This window comes from Candidatus Eisenbacteria bacterium, from assembly GCA_018831195.1.
In the GTDB taxonomy this organism is placed as follows: domain Bacteria; phylum Eisenbacteria; class RBG-16-71-46; order CAIMUX01; family JAHJDP01; genus JAHJDP01.
In genome coordinates this window covers 76,702-93,369 of record JAHJDP010000018.1, presented here as the reverse complement: position 1 = coordinate 93,369, position 16,668 = coordinate 76,702, and the positions used below count along the sequence as shown (strand labels likewise).

Annotated in this window: 17 protein-coding genes; 4 read left to right on the top strand and 13 right to left on the bottom strand. The window is 56.2% G+C overall.

Annotated elements, in window-relative coordinates; all coding sequences use genetic code 11:
* From KJ970_02725 to KJ970_02665, 13 genes are all read right to left on the bottom strand, one after another.
* The gene (locus KJ970_02725; GenBank protein ID MBU2689814.1) at window positions 1-1,461 is read right to left on the bottom strand and encodes a Ni/Fe hydrogenase subunit alpha; all 1,461 of its coding nucleotides are present in this window, start codon (window positions 1,459-1,461) and stop codon (window positions 1-3) included.
* Complete coding sequence (locus KJ970_02720; GenBank protein ID MBU2689813.1) at window positions 1,458-2,474, bottom strand: oxidoreductase; 1,017 nt, start codon at window positions 2,472-2,474, stop codon at window positions 1,458-1,460. The genes KJ970_02725 and KJ970_02720 overlap by 4 nt, the downstream gene beginning before the upstream one ends.
* Entirely contained in the window at window positions 2,471-2,998 is a 528-nt protein-coding gene (locus KJ970_02715; protein ID MBU2689812.1) for a hydrogenase iron-sulfur subunit, read from the bottom strand. Before KJ970_02715 ends, KJ970_02720 begins: the two co-directional genes overlap by 4 nt.
* Window positions 2,892-4,850, bottom strand: coding sequence for a CoB--CoM heterodisulfide reductase iron-sulfur subunit A family protein (locus tag KJ970_02710; protein MBU2689811.1), 1,959 nt, complete (start codon window positions 4,848-4,850; stop codon window positions 2,892-2,894). Before KJ970_02710 ends, KJ970_02715 begins: the two co-directional genes overlap by 107 nt.
* A gap of 9 nt (window positions 4,851-4,859) precedes the next feature.
* On the bottom strand, window positions 4,860-5,027 hold the full coding sequence (locus KJ970_02705; GenBank protein MBU2689810.1) for a hypothetical protein: 168 nt from the start codon (window positions 5,025-5,027) through the stop codon (window positions 4,860-4,862).
* 133 nt (window positions 5,028-5,160) lie between these two features.
* On the bottom strand, window positions 5,161-5,982 hold the full coding sequence (locus KJ970_02700) for a hypothetical protein (GenBank protein MBU2689809.1): 822 nt from the start codon (window positions 5,980-5,982) through the stop codon (window positions 5,161-5,163).
* Between the two features lie 41 nt (window positions 5,983-6,023).
* Window positions 6,024-6,899 (bottom strand): hypothetical protein, encoded by an 876-nt coding sequence (locus KJ970_02695; GenBank protein MBU2689808.1) that lies wholly within the window; start codon window positions 6,897-6,899, stop codon window positions 6,024-6,026.
* 17 nt (window positions 6,900-6,916) lie between these two features.
* Window positions 6,917-7,729 (bottom strand): prolipoprotein diacylglyceryl transferase, encoded by an 813-nt coding sequence (gene lgt, locus KJ970_02690; protein MBU2689807.1) that lies wholly within the window; start codon window positions 7,727-7,729, stop codon window positions 6,917-6,919.
* A gap of 42 nt (window positions 7,730-7,771) precedes the next feature.
* Complete coding sequence (gene rodA / locus KJ970_02685; GenBank protein ID MBU2689806.1) at window positions 7,772-8,992, bottom strand: rod shape-determining protein RodA; 1,221 nt, start codon at window positions 8,990-8,992, stop codon at window positions 7,772-7,774.
* Window positions 8,989-10,914 carry a penicillin-binding protein 2 gene (mrdA, locus tag KJ970_02680; protein ID MBU2689805.1) on the bottom strand — a complete coding sequence of 642 codons (1,926 nt, stop codon included), beginning with the start codon at window positions 10,912-10,914 and terminating at the stop codon, window positions 8,989-8,991. The genes rodA and mrdA overlap by 4 nt, the downstream gene beginning before the upstream one ends.
* Entirely contained in the window at window positions 10,878-11,366 is a 489-nt protein-coding gene (mreD, locus tag KJ970_02675; protein MBU2689804.1) for a rod shape-determining protein MreD, read from the bottom strand. The genes mrdA and mreD overlap by 37 nt, the downstream gene beginning before the upstream one ends.
* Window positions 11,363-12,166, bottom strand: coding sequence for a rod shape-determining protein MreC (gene mreC / locus KJ970_02670; GenBank protein MBU2689803.1), 804 nt, complete (start codon window positions 12,164-12,166; stop codon window positions 11,363-11,365). Before mreC ends, mreD begins: the two co-directional genes overlap by 4 nt.
* Window positions 12,167-12,190: 24 nt before the next feature.
* The gene (locus KJ970_02665; GenBank protein ID MBU2689802.1) at window positions 12,191-13,225 is read right to left on the bottom strand and encodes a rod shape-determining protein; all 1,035 of its coding nucleotides are present in this window, start codon (window positions 13,223-13,225) and stop codon (window positions 12,191-12,193) included.
* A 353-nt stretch (window positions 13,226-13,578) separates the two neighbouring features.
* Here KJ970_02665 and KJ970_02660 point away from each other — a divergent pair, with 353 nt between their 5' ends.
* The 4 genes from KJ970_02660 (at window position 13,579) to KJ970_02645 (ending at window position 16,665) form a co-directional block, all read left to right on the top strand.
* Window positions 13,579-14,091, top strand: a complete 513-nt coding sequence (locus tag KJ970_02660) for a carboxypeptidase-like regulatory domain-containing protein (protein ID MBU2689801.1) — start codon at window positions 13,579-13,581, stop codon at window positions 14,089-14,091.
* 81 nt (window positions 14,092-14,172) lie between these two features.
* Window positions 14,173-15,717: an SUMF1/EgtB/PvdO family nonheme iron enzyme gene (locus tag KJ970_02655; protein MBU2689800.1), complete on the top strand. Its 1,545-nt coding sequence runs from the start codon at window positions 14,173-14,175 to the stop codon at window positions 15,715-15,717.
* A complete protein-coding gene (locus KJ970_02650; GenBank protein ID MBU2689799.1) occupies window positions 15,714-15,905 on the top strand; it encodes a hypothetical protein in 192 nt (63 codons plus the stop codon). Before KJ970_02655 ends, KJ970_02650 begins: the two co-directional genes overlap by 4 nt.
* Window positions 15,906-16,062: 157 nt before the next feature.
* Window positions 16,063-16,665 carry a sigma-70 family RNA polymerase sigma factor gene (locus KJ970_02645; protein MBU2689798.1) on the top strand — a complete coding sequence of 201 codons (603 nt, stop codon included), beginning with the start codon at window positions 16,063-16,065 and terminating at the stop codon, window positions 16,663-16,665.
* Window positions 16,666-16,668: the final 3 nt, after the last annotated feature.

Below are 16,668 nucleotides of genomic sequence, written 5' to 3'. Positions count from 1 at the left end.
TTATCTCCTTTCCAATCGCTGTACTATTACACCTTTTGAATCGATGATCTCCACCGCCAGCGGCATTTCTCCGGGTAGCGCATGGGTTGCACAGGACAAGCAGGGATCATAGGCGCGGAACGCCATTTCAACCATATTTAACAATCCTTCGTTGACATTGCCGTTTTTTATTAGCTTCTTCGCCGCGCGATCGATTGACATGCAGATAGCCGCGGAATTCCCGACCGTGGCCACAATCAAATTGCAGCCCGTAAGCACACCCCGTTCATCAGACTTATAGTGATGAATCAGGGTGCCGCGGGGCGCTTCAACAATCCCCACACCTTCCGATGGAATGCCGAAATCGAGATTGCGGATATCGGGTGATGTCAGCTCAGGAAGGTCCGCCAGCTCAGTGATCCGCTCTGCGGCATAGAGGAGTTCGATCAGACGAGCCCAGTGATTCGCCAGGGTATGGTGGACCGGCTTGCCGCCGAATGTCTCATAAAGACGCTCGTATTCGGCCTGCGCCAGCGGGGTCGCCATGCCATCGGCGACATTCAACCGAGCCAGAGGTGCGACCCTGTAGAGACCGCTGTCGGGTCCGTCGACAAATCCCCTCCAACCGACATCCCGCAAATACGGGAATTTAACATAGGTCCACTCCTCGACATGCTCCGCGATATGCTTGGCATAATCCTGAGGTTTGAATTTCAGACGCTCCTTGCCGGCAGGATCGACGACGCGCACATCGCCATCGTACAGATTGAGGCGGTTATCGGCGTCCACCAAGCCCATATAATTCGTCTCATTATAATAGATATCCCCCGTTACGAGTTCGAGGAGATCTTTATTTCCGAGAACGATTTTTCGGAAGAGATCGAGTGAGAACTGGGCGAATTTGACGGTATCGCGGCCCAGTTGTTGTATTTGCGTTCTTTCACTTTCTGGGATGGCCTTGGCCACTCCCCCCGGAAGACCGAAAACGGGATGTATCGGCTTGCCGGCGCAGAGCGCCATCAAATCACGCAGACGGCGGCGGATATCAATCACCTGTCCGGCGATTTCTTTGCCGACGACGCCGACGACGCCCAGAATATTGCGCTGCTCCGGCGGGGCGGAGGGACCCAGCACAAAATCGGGTCCGCCGAGAAAATAGAAATGCAAGGCATGATCTTCCGTCATGAAGGCGCAGTTCACCAATTCGCGGATGGCTTTCGCCGCGGGGGGTGGTGTCACCTTGAAGAGATCATCCAGCGCCTTCGTTGCGGCCATATGGTGGGCTGTCGGGCATACTCCGCAGATCCGGGATGTGATCTGAGGCATATCCTCCGCAGGGCGTCCTATCGCAAAGGCCTCAAAACCTCTCAGTTCCGGAACTTGGAAAATTGCTTTTTGTACATTGCCGTCATCATCAAGAAAAATATTGATTTTGCCGTGGCCCTCGAGGCGTGTAATCGGATCCACAGTTATAGTTTTCATGCAGCCTCCCTATCCATCCTGCCGTCTGCGGGCATCGCGGCCTTCTTATGGATCCGGCATCCCAAGAGCGAGGACGGAACGGTGTATCGGTGGAAGGTTCCGGCGGGATCCACAACCTGGCGGGCCATTTCCATCGCCTCTTCTTTTGTCTTCGCGTTGAAAAGGGAGGAGATTGCCGAAATGAGTTTCGCCCCCTGATCGATAACGCCCGGGGGTGGTCCAAAACAACCGGTACAGGGCATATTCCCGTTAATACAGACCTCACCGCACCCGCTGCGTGTAGCCGGTCCGCAACAGATAATGCCTTGTTCGAGGAAGCAGATTTCAGGATCGGCAATGATCTCATGAGGCCGGTGGATTTTGGTGATTTTCGTATTCTCCGACTTTGTTTTACGCCGCGGACAGGTATCACAGAGAGCTTTAGCGGGAGCCAGAACGGATCCCTTCTCTGGGAGTTTCCCTTCCAGAATCGCCGTCACGGCGCTCAAGACCAGAGCAGGCGGCGGCGGACAACCGGGAATGTAATAGTCCACATCGATCCATTGATCGAGAGTGTGCACCTCTTCCCAGAAAGCCGGCAGGCGAACCGGCATCCCATCGGCCAGCGAATCCTCCTGCGGAACCGTTCCCGATGCGTTCACGACCGTCGGTGATTCATGAAAGGAAGTCCGGAAGATCTCTTCCCGCGATGTCAAATTCGCCAGGCCGGGTATGCCGCCCGTATGCGCACAGGACCCAAAAGCAACCACGAGTCCCGATTTTTGGCGCAGCAATTTCGAGATGTGGGCTTGTTCATTGGTTCGAATGGCGCCATTGATGAAACTGACGGCGATATCGCCGTCTTTGAGCGCTTCAATGTGGTGATACTTGAAATCAAGCGCCACAGGCCACAGCACAATGTCCACGGCATCGGCGACATCAAGGATCGCCGCATTGAGATCAACCACCGTTTCCTCGCAGCCGCCACATGATGCACACCAATAAAATGCGACTTTGGGTTTTTGTTTTATCATCGCATTGAGCCCTCCACCTTCCGATCAACCAGTTCAAGAGGGCCGAGTCGGGCGACATTGTCATACATCGCATTCACCACTTTACTGAACCGCTCTCCTTCCCCGGCAGAGACCCAATCAATCCGGAAACGTTCCCTCTCAATACCGAACTGTTCCAGCATTCGGGCGAGCAACGGCGCGCGCTTCTGAGCCACATAATTTCCTTCCTTATAATGGCAATCGCCGGGGTGGCATCCGAGAACCAATACCCCATCCGCGCCGGATCTGAACCCCTCGAGTATCAGTTGTGCATCCACCCTGCCGGAGCACATCACGCGCACGAGGCGCACTCCGGGCGGACACTCGAGTTTGAGACCGCCGGCGGTATCGGCGCCGCCGTAGGAACACCAGTTGCAAACAAACGTAAGGAGTTTTACGTCAGTCACTGAGCACCTCCGAAATCTCCACCCGAAGTTGGTGATCGGTGAAATGCCGAGCCTCAGCGGCGCCGCTGGGGCAAGCAGCGACGCAGGTACCGCACCCATGGCACAGAACCTCATTGATAACGACACGCTCGCGTTCGGCATCATATTCACAAGCCTTATAAGGGCATACGGACACACATATGAGACATCTGCTGCACAAGTCCTCATCTGTCTGGGCGATCATTTCCTCCAGGGTGAGTTTCTTCCCCGGTTGCAACCGCGCCAGCAGCGTTCCCGCGGCGGCTTGGGCCTGTTTGATACTCTCGGCGATGCTCTTCGGACCGGACGAACATCCGGCCAGATAGACCCCCTCAAAACTGGCCTGCGCCGGTCTCAGAATCGGGTGGTCCTCCGCGAGGAAACCGGCGTCATCATGCGTGAGGGCAAGCATCTTGATGACATCCTTGGCGGCGGAATTCGGCTTCATGCCGGTGACCAAGACAACCATATCCGCATCATGAAATTGCGGAACATTGCCGCCGTCTTTATATTGAATCCGCAATCCACCCCCCTTGGCTTCTATCGTTGTGGCGGCGGGATCACCGATTCGTTGGAATTGGGATCCGGTTTTCTTCGCCTTGTCGAGGAGGCGTGCGCCGAGCCATCCGCTTGAGACAAGATCCGTATGAAAGTGCATCACCTTCGGCGTTTCGGTGGATTCTTCATCCGCTTTTTGAGCCAGAATTCCAAGTTTGTAGGAAGCCTGGCAACAGGTGCCGCTGCAATAGCCGAGCTCTTCCCGGCCGGCACAATGTATGAATGCGATACTCTGGGGGCGGCTGCCATCCCTTTTTACTATCTTCCCGCCGGTGGGACCATTGCTGCTGGCCAGTCTTTCGAATTGTTCAAGCGTATAGACTTCCGGCAGGCGGCCGAAGCCCAATCGGCCGATCGACGACGGATCATGGGATTCGAATCCGGTGGCAATGACAATACCCCCCGCCTTAATTTCGAAATATTCATCCTGCTGATCAAAGGCCACGGCTTCCAGCGGACAGGCATCCGCGCAGGCGGTGCATGATTCGCCCTTCGATCTCAGGCAACTTTCTCGATCGATGACCGCACAATTCGGCACCGAACCGGGGAAGGGAACATAAATCGCCTTCCGCTCTCCCAAGCCCCGATGGAAATCGCTGGGTACCGAGACGGGACAAGCATTGATACATTCGTCGCATCCCATACAGAAGTCTTCATTCACCTGACGGGCTTTCTTTTCAACTTTGATTTCATAATTCCCAAAATAGCCGCGAATATCCGTCACCCGGGCATGGGTGAGAATTTTAATATTCTCAGCCTCTGAGATCGCGGATAACCGTGGCGAGATCAAGCAAGGAGCGCACTCCATATTGGGAGCCACCTCTTCAAATTCCGGCAATCTTCCTCCCAGGGTCGGCCCTTGTTCGACGATGGTGACATTGCGGTTGCCGGCCGCCGCGAGAAGCGCCGCCTCTATCCCGGCGATACCTCCCCCGATAACAAGAATATCCGCGTTGCACTCGATCTCTTTGTGCTCGAGCGCTTCATGCAAATGAACACGGTGGATGGCTGCTTTCAGCATGGCCAGTGATTTTGTAAACGCTGCATCCCGGTTCCTGGTCACCCAGGCGCAGTGTTCACGGATGTTTGCCATTTGCACCATATACCTGTTCAGGCCCGCTTCTTCCAAACCACGTTGAAAATCAATTTCATGATCCTTGGGAGAGCAGGCCGCGACGACTGCATGTGTTGCGCCATGCTTTTTCATCTGTTCGACAAAGAAAGCTTTGCCATCAGGCGAACACAGCAGGTTATGAACAATCGAAAAACAAACATCCGGCTGACTTTTCACCGTTTGCGCCAGCTTCTCCGCATCGACGACATCGGCAATATTCCCCCCGCATCCGCAAACGAAAACGCCGATTTTATATTTCATTGCGTCTCCTCATCCGCCTATCCAGGCCTCTACTACACGTACTTGTTCCGCCGCTGATTTGTGGTCTTGCAACAATGTATTTAACAACTCCAGGGTCGCCCAAAGGGAATGGGCAAAGGAAATGCCGGCGCCGGCCAGATCACTTGCGGGGCCGAATCTGAAGTTGGAGAGCGTCATGCAGTGCATTGAAATACCCAAAAGTTGAGAAAATGCGCATCTCGTTCTCCGATAAAAAATCAGAGGCAAGATGTAAATTGGATGCCAGAACTCTTCAATAGGATGTTCGATTCAAATCCCAGAGATCCTTAGTTCAAAGTGAGTTGGGGTTTTGAGGCGATGAGACCTGTTTCCGTCGAGGAAAGGAGGCTGAACGTGTTTGCGAAACAAACCGCCGCGGTGTCCAGGCGGCGACGGCAACCCGAATCAGCGGCGGTTCCAGCGGCTCCAGTGCTGTCAAGCAAGCCGTCAAGGTCGCTCCTGTCGTGAAGACATCATCAATGAGAAGCAAGGGACGGCCCCGATACCGTCCGGCCAGGCGGGTCAGGGCAAAGGCCCCGGCGACTTCCATCCTCCGCTCGTCCTCACCGAGTTTTGTCAGGCTGGAGGTCCACCGCTTCCGGCAGAGCAGCCGGCGTTGTGGAAGATTGAGACGCCGGGCGACAGAAGATGCCAGCTCTCCGGAATGATCCCAGCCCCTTTCTCGGACCCGGGCCGGGTGGGGCGGCACCGGGACCACGACCATCCCATCGAGGTCCACCCCCCCCATGCCCATGACATGCTGTGACCTTTTAATCTCCTCGGCCAATTTTCCCGCCAAGACCTCCCGCGCTGAGGCCAATCCCTGATACTTGAAGATGTGAATGAGATCCCTGACCGGCCCGCGGAACTCAGCTCCATAAATAAGAGGAATGGCGGATGGCAGCGGATCGGATGCGGCGCGACAAAAGGCCGCATCGCGGACCCCGCCCGGCGGCAATGAGACACAGGAACAGGGCGCGCCTAAAGTATCGAGTTTGGTTCTGCAAAGCGGGCATTGTGGAGGTAATACGACATCCAGAATGGCCTTCAGACACTTTGTTATGGTGTCCCATCCATTGTGGAGAATCGATGTTGCCTTCCCGTCAAGAGTCATATGGGGAATAGGTCCATGCAAGATGCGGGCCGGACGATGTTCTATGGGATCGATTTCAACCCCAGGGCTTCTTGCATGACCTCCAGCGGTGGAGATTTCCGGGTCCAGATCCGGAATGAGAGCAGGGCTTGATAAAGGAGAAACCCGCGCCCGTCGTAGGCCGGATGGCCCCCCTTGCCCGCCCATGTCGCGAGTCGGCTGCGGCCTCTTCCGTAATTCAGATCGATCACCGGTGCGGAGGGCGCCAGCTGCGGCAGTAGGCGGTGGAACACCTCGCTTGTCACGGCTCCGGGCGGCACGGTGGACACGAGAAGATCCCATCTTTCACATTCGTGTGGCGATCGCCCTGGATTTAACATTGTGAGGCGAGAGAGATCAGCGCATTCCCAAAGGCGGATTCGACGGCGCATCGACTCGGGGCGGCGGGTCATCAGCCCGATCTCTTTCCACCCCGACTGCATCAGATGCCACAGAATATTTCCCGCCGTGGCGCCTGCGCCGAGGATCAATATTGAATTTTTCGGCTTGAAGCCGAGACGTCGAAGATACTGAAGACCGCCCTTCCCATCGGTGCTTCCACCCGTGAGACGATCCCCCATCACGAGAGTATTCGCCGAACGGGTCCGGCGAACCTCATCATCCGCCTCCCCGGCATTCATCAAGAGCCGGGCCGCCGCCCCCTTCAAGGGTGTTGTAATGTTTAACCCCCGCAATCCCATCACCGGGGCGGCCTGGATCAACCGGAGAAGGGCTCGGGCGTCGGAACAGGGGAAAAGCTTATACTCGAAGGGGAGCCCAAGATGGCGGAACGCCGCATTATGAATCTTGGGGGACAAGGAATGCGCCACAGGATCCCCGGCGATACCCAAAAGCCTCGGTTTCGGCCGCCCTTCAATGCGTGTATGCCGTGGAGGCATGAACTCCCCCTTTTGGATTAAGCGCCCTTCCGGTACGCCTTGACCATAATCCAGAGACCGGCGAGGACGAGAGGTATCGCCAGCAACTGGCTGTGAGCCAGACCAAGCAAGGGACGCTCCGCCTCCGTGTAATATCTAAAAGAGTCGACAAAGAACCGGATCGTTGAAGAGAGGAAAAGATAAGAACCGAAAATCAGACCGGAGCCTGTGCTGCGATGCGCTCTGGCCGGTTTCCACCGCTCCATGGCAAGCAGAAAGAATCCCAAACTCCCCTGCAAGAGGACCAAGTAGAGCTGGGTCGGATGCAGGGCCTGGGCGCTGAAGAGTTCCGTCGAAAGGGATCCCTCCGGGAAATGCACACCCCAGGCGCAGTGGGTGGGACCACCAAAACAACACCCATTCAAGTAACAACCCAAGCGGCCTAGACTCTCGCCGAAGGCGAGGGCCGGCGCGGCGACATCGGCCAGGATTCCGATGCGCCAGCCGATGCGGTGGCTGTACAGCACCGATGCCAGGATTCCGGCCAGAAGGCCTCCCTGGAGCACCAGCCCCCCACGCCAGATCGCGATGACATCCCCCCAGCGGCCGGCATAATCATTGCAATGGCCCACGACATAATAGATCCGGGCTCCGGCAATGGATGAAACGAGGATGAGGCTTACCCATCGTGTGATATCCGCCTCATCCAATCCGTGCCGCCGGCCGCGCCGCGTGATAATCCATGCGCCTAATAAAAAGGCAAGAGCAAGACAAAGGCCGTAGGAATGGATTTTCAGCGGTCCGATGTGCCAGAGAATGGGATACACCCGCTGTTCCTCCGTGGCGGCCATGGTGTTATACAATAACCCGGCAGGGATGAATCCATCCCTTGATCAATACTCCAGCTTCCGGAAACTCATCCCCAGCAACAACCCCGCGGCGGCCATGCAGGAAATAAGAAAGGATCCGCCGGAACTGAAAAATGGCATCGGCAATCCGGTGACGGGAAGCAGCCCGACGGTCACCGAAATGTTCACCGCGGTGTGATAGAAATAGAAGAGGCTGACCCCGGCGGCCGTTGCGCCGACGAAGGGATCCCGCGCCCGCCGGGTGACTTGACCACCCCTAAAAATGAGGAGTCCGGAGAGAAGCAGAATGCAGGATGTGGCAAGAAATCCCCCCTCCTCCCCCACAACTGAAAAAATAAAGTCTGTATGCTGGCGCGGCAGGTAAAGCAGCTCTTTCAGCGGACCCTTGCCATAACCCCACCCCGTCCACTCGCCGGAGCCGATGGCGATTTTCGATTGCCGGACTTGGTAACCGGCCCCCTGGGGATCTTTCTCCGGATTGACAAAGGCGTTCAACCGCGCCTTTTGGTAGGGTTCTAAGTGTGAGATCGCTTCATGTGCAGAAAAGGCGATGCCAATTTGTACAAGGAGATAAAGAATCACTGCGAGAAGACTGATCCGCCGGCGGAGAAGAGTATAAGAGGAACCACCGATCCAGAGAGCGGCTAGAGGCCAATAGAGGGCCGTCAAGGTGGTCACAAAGGGCGATAGCAATAGAAAGAAGAGCATAATCGGCATCCCGGCGATAAGCATCATCCCGATTCCAATGACGGGAAAGACCGATGCCGTGCCGAGATCGGGCTGCCGCAGAACAAGAAGTGTGGGAACAATGATGATCAGCAAGCCTTGGAGCCAGGGCCAAATCCTATCCCAACGCTTGCGGCGATGGCTGAGAAACGAAGCCAGCGTGAGAATCATGGCGATTTTAGCCGGTTCCGATGGCTGGAACCGAATCCCCGCGATCGAGATCCAGCGCCGCGCCCCATGCGAAAGCTCCCCCCGGAGCAGCACCGCGATCAGCAGCAGAATGGCGAGGGCGAAAAAGACCGGGGACCAGCGTTCCAGGATCCTGGGCGGCAGAAAGACACAGAGGGCCAGAAAAATCATCCCGATCGCTCCGGCCCCCATCTGGCGCAATAGAATATGGTGGCCCGCGCCACCCATTGGTTGCACCGCCGATGAGAGGGCCAGGAGGCCGAGACCCCAGAGGGCGAGGAGGCCCAGGGTCAAGCCCCAATCCCAACGTATGAGGAACCGGTAGTTCAAGGCAGCACCTCGCGGGCCGGGTCCGGGTGGACCAACAATTGTTCAAGTATAGCTTTTGCGATCGGAGCCGCCACGGACCCGCCGTGACCTGCCTCTTCTACAACGACCACGACGATGAACTGCGGATCATCGATCGGTGCGATCGCCGCGAAGAGGGCGTGATCCCTGCCATGGGGATTCTGTGCCGTACCGGTTTTCCCGCCGAGACGGAAGCCCTTGATGCGAACCGATCGGGCCGTCCCCCTTTCTCCTTGTATAACCTCCTCGAGAGCCTCCAATGCCATCTTGTGCCCGCGCTCAGATAGAGAAAGCCGCCCACGGATTTCGGGGCTCGGACCCCTTTGCCAGATCACGGCTCCATCGGGCGCCAGGCATTTCAAACCGATCCGCGGCGTAAGAATGTCTCCACCATTGGCCACGGCAGCGTAGAGAACCGCCAGTTCCAGAGGCGTGAACAAGAGTTCACCCTGCCCGATCGAGAGATTCAAGGCGACCCCCGGCCCTGGTGGATCGCCGTAAAGCCGGATATAGTCTTCCCGCCTTGGAATCCAACCCGCCGCTTCACCCTCGATATCTATGCCGGTCACCTGATCCATTCGAAAAGCCCTGGCCCCCTCGGTGAGCCTTTCGAACCCCAGCATCCGACCCAATTGATAAAAGTAAATATCGCAGGATTGTCCAATGGCTTGTATAAGATCCAATATTCCATGGCCGAATTCGTTCCAACAACGGAACACCCGGTTTCCAAGGAGGTAGCTGCCCGTGCAAGCGGAGAGCTTTGTCGAGCGGTCGACCAGTCCCTCCTCAAAAGCAACGAGGGCCGTGACGATTTTAAAGACGCTTCCCGGCGGATATTTGCTTTGCAGCGGCCGGCAGAGCAGCGGATGCCGCCCGGAACGGATCTTCTCCCAAGCCTCTTGCGACAGCCCCCGGGTAAACTGCCCCGGATCGAAAGCCGGGCGGCTGACCAGTGACAGAACATCTCCTGTACGACAATCGAGGACGACAATGCCCCCGGCAGGCTGTGATGTGTCGGCGGCGCCGCCCTCCCGCAACCTTGGAACCAGTGAATCAAAGGCCGCCTCGGCGACCCTTTGCAGCTTCAAATCGATCGAAGTGACGAGATCGAATCCCATCTCAGGGGTTCGTTGGGGGCTGCCCTCATAGAGATCTCTTTTCCTCCCGATAGCATCGACTTCAACATAAGTTTTGCCGTCTTGATTCCGCAGATCATTTTCGTAGGATCGTTCCAATCCAGCGCGCCCGAGCAGCGACCCACTATGATAGATATTCTCTCCCTCCAATTCTTCCCGGGTGACTTCACCTAGATACCCCAGTAAATGGGATGCCAGTATGCCGTGCGGATAGTACCGGAGAGGATGACTGTCGACACTAACACCAGGTATCAGTTCCTTCCTCTCCCAGATCCTTGACCTCTGCTCAAAGGTGAGATACTGGAAAAATCTCATTGGCGCGGGCCCCGTTTGGAGAAGCTCCAACCTGCGTTTCAACCTTTCCAGGGAAACATCCAAAACAACTGACAATGTCTCCAGCGTTTGCTGCAGACGAAGTTCGCCTCTCGACGGCAATCCGGCGCCGGCGGAACGCCTGTCACGATAGGCGGAGTGGAGGGGATCTAATGTTAAATAGAAGGAGGGCCGGTTCCCGGCGATAATCTCGCCCCGCCGGTCGAGTATCCGGCCGCGCGGCGCAGCCAGAATTTCAGGACGGATACGGCTGTTGGTTGATTTATTTCGCAGATCTTCACCGCGAAGTCCCTGCAGAAAAAAAAGCCGCCCGAGAATCACCAAGAAAACGATGAGCGCCGCGGCCCCGACGACTCGAATCCTTATCTCCTTGGATTCCGCCGAAAGGATCACCGCCGTCACCCTTTGATCTGGTAACCGCGGCTGGTTTTCCACGTCATTACGATTAGTGGAATCGTCACGGCGGTGAGAAGAAGTGCCGGGATTTCATAACGCCAGAGCCAATCCCAGGTAGAATGCCCTTGTAAAACTTGAATGAGGAATGTTTCGAATACGCGGGAGAAGAGACCTAGGACCAAAAGGATCAGCGCTTGTACTTTCCAGCTATTGCGATCGACGCTGTCGGCAAAACGGCCGGCGCAATAGCCGATGGCTCCCAGACTGAGCGAATTCATTCCAAGCAATGCCGGTTGATTAAGATCTCTGACAATCCCGATGATGAAACCCAGCCAAACACCCTCTTTCGGCCCCCGGTCCATCGCGGTCAGCACCAGGAAGGCGAGCAGCAGATCAAGCCTCGCCCCTTCCCAGGGAACGATCAATCCAATCGTCCCCTCAATAGCGGCGAGCAGCAGAGCGACAAGGATGAGACGCAGCCATCGTATCATCGGCGCCCCCCCCTCGTGCTATCCGAAGAGGCCATCAGTAGGACATCATCCAATCGCGAGAGATTGACAAAGGGACGCACCCGGATCTCTTGTATAAGACGTATCGAATCGGGTTGCACCGCCACAACACGCCCCACGAGAATCCCGGGCGGAAAGACCTCCCCCAATCCCGAAGTGAGCACCGTATCCCCCAGGGCGATCGATTCCTCGAGATCCATCCCCTCGAGCAACAAATCGGGACCCAACGAGGGATCCCAGCGCAGGATTCCGCCGGGCCCCGGCTGTCCGACGCGGATGGAGACACGCAGCTGGAGATTCCAGAGGGTCAGGACTCGCCCCCGGCCGGGCTCCACATGATCAACCTTGCCCACCAATCGAGCCAGCGAAATCACCGGCATCCCCTCGGTGAGACCATGCGTCGATCCCCGATCGACATAGAGAACCTCTCCGCTCTCTGATTGCTCCCGCGCCAGAACCGAAGTGACGATGAGGCTCTCCGGGGAGGAGTGTGTCATGTCGAGGAGATACCTCAATCGTTGGTTCTCATCTTCAATATAATGGATCCGCGCTCCATCCCAGGCCCGTTCCTCCAGCTGATGGCGCAGCTGGCGATTCTCAAGCCAGAGAATGCCAAGGCGGGGACTGAGGGTCAGGGCGACTTGAAAAGGTTTCAGAATCGTGCTGGCGAGGACGGAGGCGATATGCGATTGAACATTATCCCCGCCGGCCAGCAGCGCCATGGAAAGGATCGCGCAAGCGAGCAGGGATTTCAAACCCGGATGGGGACCGGGACCTTTCATACCAAGGGCCTCCGGATCCGTTGATTAGGTGTTGCTCCGCATCAATACCTTTTCATACATCTCCAGGTTGTCCAGGATCTTCCCGCAACCGAGCACAACGGCGAGAAGGGCGTCCTGCGCGACACGGATAGGGAGATTCGTCGCCTCCCGAAGGTACTTATCAAGACCCCGCAGAAGGGATCCGCCCCCGGTCATGACAATTCCACGATCGACGATATCTGAGGCCAATTCCGGTGGCGTGCGTTCAAGTGTCTGACGGAGGGCGTCAACGATGGCCGTGATCGGCTCCCCCAGCGCCTCGCGGATCTCAACCGAACTGACCTTGAGGGGGCGGGGAATCCCCCGTACGAGATCGCGCCCTTTGATCTCGATGTCGAGTTCTTCCTCAAGCGGGAAGGCGCTTCCGATGGCCTGCTTGATCTTTTCAGCCGTCTGATCACCGATGAGAAGAGAATAGGTCCTGCGAATATACTGCTGAATCGCTTCATCCATCTTGTCGCCGCCGACGCGGATGCTGGTCGCATTGACAACACCATTCAGCGTCATCACAGCGACTTCCGTCGTCCCGCCGCCGATGTCAATAACCATATTCCCGGTTGGCTTATCGACAGGAAGCCCCACGCCGATGGCCGCAGCGATCGGTTCCGCGACAAGGTAGACCTCGCGGGCGCCGGCATGCTCCGCTGAGTCCCGTACCGCCCTTTTTTCAACTTCAGTGATACCGGAGGGAACGGAGATGATGATCCTCGGCCGGACAAGGAAGGACCGCTTCTGCGCCTTGGCGATGAACTTGCGAAGCATCTCCTCGGTTCTTTCAAAGTCGGCAATGACACCATCCTTCAAGGGACGGACCGCCTCTATCCCCTCGGGTGTCCGACCCAACATCTCTTTGGCTTCTCGCCCAACCGCTACAGGTTTGTTGGTGGACCGGTCGACAGCCACAACAGAAGGCTCGTTGAGAACAATCCCTTGTCCCTTCACGAAGACCAACGTATTGGCGGTGCCCAAATCGATGGCGACATCGTTGGACATAAATCCCATAAGACGGGATAGGAACATGCGGACCCTCCGTGCGGACTCCCTGCCGCGCCACGATCCCTGCGCCTAGATATCTCTGCGGTTGAGCCGAGGAGGGCTCCGACCGCCTTGCAGAACGGACAGACCCTGAGATGAGTCATCCATGAATAAAACCGCCTGGCCCGATCGGACCGGAACGTACCAGAACAGTACGGTTTACTCAAGTTTTTCATCAACTTCCGGGAAGAGCGTCCGGTTGAGAAAGAAGCTGGACCGGGAAAGGCGTCTGACGGTCTCTTGACCCGGGTAACATGCATTGCTAGTGTGAAATAGTTCCTAGGGGAATCGGATCCCTTCCGGGATCCCAAGGGAGGATTTTTAGGATGGATTACAAAATGGCACCCCCCACGAGGGGGGCGTGTTTTCTTTGCCCCATTTTGATAGTCGCCGCTATCACGGCGCTCTCCTTGGGCCTGTGGGGAATATCTGATACCCCTTATGCCCAGACGGAAGCGGCCAAAATGGTCAATGCCGTTTTGGAAGGCGAGGTCACTGATGTCGGCGGCTTCGGGATTTCCGGCGTTACGATCAAGCTTTTCCGGGATTCCTTTTTTGTCAGCGAGATAACCTCGGATACAGAGGGACATTACCGTCTGCCTTTTTCCTACAACGCGAATCTCGACAAATCGATTGTCGTTTGGTTCCTGCCCCAGGAGCCGGACCTCGTTCCCGAGATCATCGTTCTGCGTGAGAGTTATCAATCCAAAGAGTTGAAGTTGTTAAGTCCTTGTCTACCCAGACTCACACTGAGCGAAAACATTGTATATGATATCGAGCTTCTCGATGAAAAGGCGAAGCTCAAGACGTTATCGGAATCCGAGTGTTTCAAAGGGAAGGAGAAATCCTAACCCTACCAATATCTGATAAGCCGTAACTCTCCCGCATGCGCCGGGGTGGCGGGGTAGGTCTGATAAGGGAGGTTTGCAAAGATGTCCTCACGCATGGCCTGGAAGACCATGGTTCCCGTCCTCCTTGCCGGACTCGTCTATTGGGGATGTTCCTCAGATAACGAGACGACGGTGGTTCCCAATACGAGCGAGAAACCACATCCGCCTGAATTCCTCATTATCACTGATACGAATCCGACATTTCTGAGGCTTCACTGGGAAGATGTGAACAACAATGAATTAGGATTCCGGATTGAACGATCTCTTCAACAATCGGGAGGGTTCGCTGAGATCGATACGGTGGGCCAGAATATAACAACCTACACCGACACGGTGACAGCCGGAGGTCGTTACTATTACAGGGTTCGTTCTTATACAGCACAGGCTATCTCGGATCCCACGGAAACAGCCTGGGGAGATGCCGTCGACAATGACACTCCCGCGACGCCGACTGTTGTGAGCCCTCCGAACAGTGAACTCGACGTGCTGCCGGGAGCGGGTTTAAATTGGAGAGGCTCTGATCCGAACGATGACGCCATCATTTATGATGTCTATCTGGGAAACTCTCTCTCCCTGCTGAAGAAGGTGGCGACGACAACGGACACCTTTTATAACCCGGCGGACTCTCTCGAAATCAACAAGAGTTATTTTTGGCGGATCAAGGCCATGGATCCATATGGCGCGACCGGCCTCTCCCCTGTCTGGCGATTCGCCATGCAGGTCGACCGGGTCGTTGTCGAGCAAGGGTATTTCATCATGGGGAATACCGCCATCAATGAACATCCCGGCAATCCGATCCGTCTCAATGCCTTCTCCATGGATAAATTCGAGGTGACAAACCAACAATTCGTCAACTTCCTCAATGAAACTTGGGAGCGAAACCTGATCCGGCGGGTCGGCGGCGTTGTCTCCGATCTTGCCGGTGTGCATGTCTACTGCGAACTGAACCGGCAAGATACGGACACCAAGATCGACTTCGACACAAATCGCGGCATTTTTTATGTCGAGGCCGGATGGGAGGATCACCCGGTCGTCGAGGTCACCTGGCATGGCGCCAAAGCTTATTGCGACTTCTTCCATCGCCAATTGCCGACCGAAGCCCAGTGGGAGAAAGCGGCCCGCGGGACGGGAACAGCGTATGGTGACACGATCATTTATATAACCGCCGGATCCGATACGGTTGACATTATCCAGGTCGGCCTCGGCAATCCATACCCCTGGGGCAATACGATTTCGTCTCCCTATGCGAATTATATGAGCAGCGGCGATCCCTATGAATCAACGATCGAGGTCGGCACAACCCCGGTTGGATTCTACGACGGATCAACCCATGGCGGCTTCAGCACGCGGAATAACGCGAGCCCCTATGGAATCTTCGATATGGGTGGGAATGTCCTCGAGTGGACGGCCGATTGGGAGGGTCCTTATAGCAACCCCCACTCACCACCAACGACCGGGCAGCTCAAGGTGATCCGGGGTGGTTCCTGGCGCTCTCTGCCGGGTGGGCTGAAGACCTGGCTTCGGAACGCGACCTTCCCCGATTCGACAGATAATGCGATCGGTTTCCGGACGGTGGGATCCCCATGAGCCCGGTCAGTAAACCTGAAAAACCGCGCCAGGGACGGCTCGGTCTTCTCTCGGAATTCTTTGAATTTATTCGGGTACGAAGGAGCTGGTGGCTGGCGCCCCTTATTGTGATCCTGGTTCTGCTTGGGGTCTTGCTGGTCTTCGCCCAGTCTTCGCCCCTAGCGCCCTTTATCTATGCTCTCTTCTAGATTTGGCCCTGAATAACCTCATGCCGATTGGAAACAAAAAACTCGACCTCCTTGTATTCCAAGGGGGTCGAGCTTCATCAAGAAAAATGACAGGACTCTCTCAAAGCCCTGAATAATCGTTCCTGATCCCCGTATTCATTCCGAAGGGAGGGGAGCCATGGAAGCATGTGCGCTGGATGGCCGTGAGGAAATCAACATTCGCCTCTGCCAGCGTGGTCAAAGAGAAGCCTTCGAGCCGCTGGTTCGTCAGTACGGCCCTTGGGCTTTCCGGTTCGCGCTGGGGATGGTGCGGGATGAGGATACGGCGAAGGATCTGTCGCAAGAAGCCTTTATCCGGGCCTACCGGGCGATCAAGACCTTTAATCCCGACCTGCCCTTTTATCCGTGGTTCCATCAAATCCTGCGAAGGATCTGTTTGGACCACCTTCGGCGAAAACGCCCCACGGTCGCGGTTGAGGAATTGGATAATATCCTATCCGACACCGACGGAAGGGATATGGCCCGCGCTCGAGAGACAGCGGAATGTCAGGAGCGTGTGCGGATCGCCATGAACTGCCTTCCGGCAAAAGATCGTGAAATTTTGGTTCTACGGGAGTTTCAGGAGATGAGTTATGTAGAGATTGCTTCACTCCTCGATGTCCCTCGCGGAACTGTCATGTCACGGCTGTATTACGCCCGGCGACGCCTCCGGGATGAATACAACCGCCTCATCGGTCGGGAGGAAACACATCACCCGAGTGCCGAATCAGAGGAGGAATGAGCG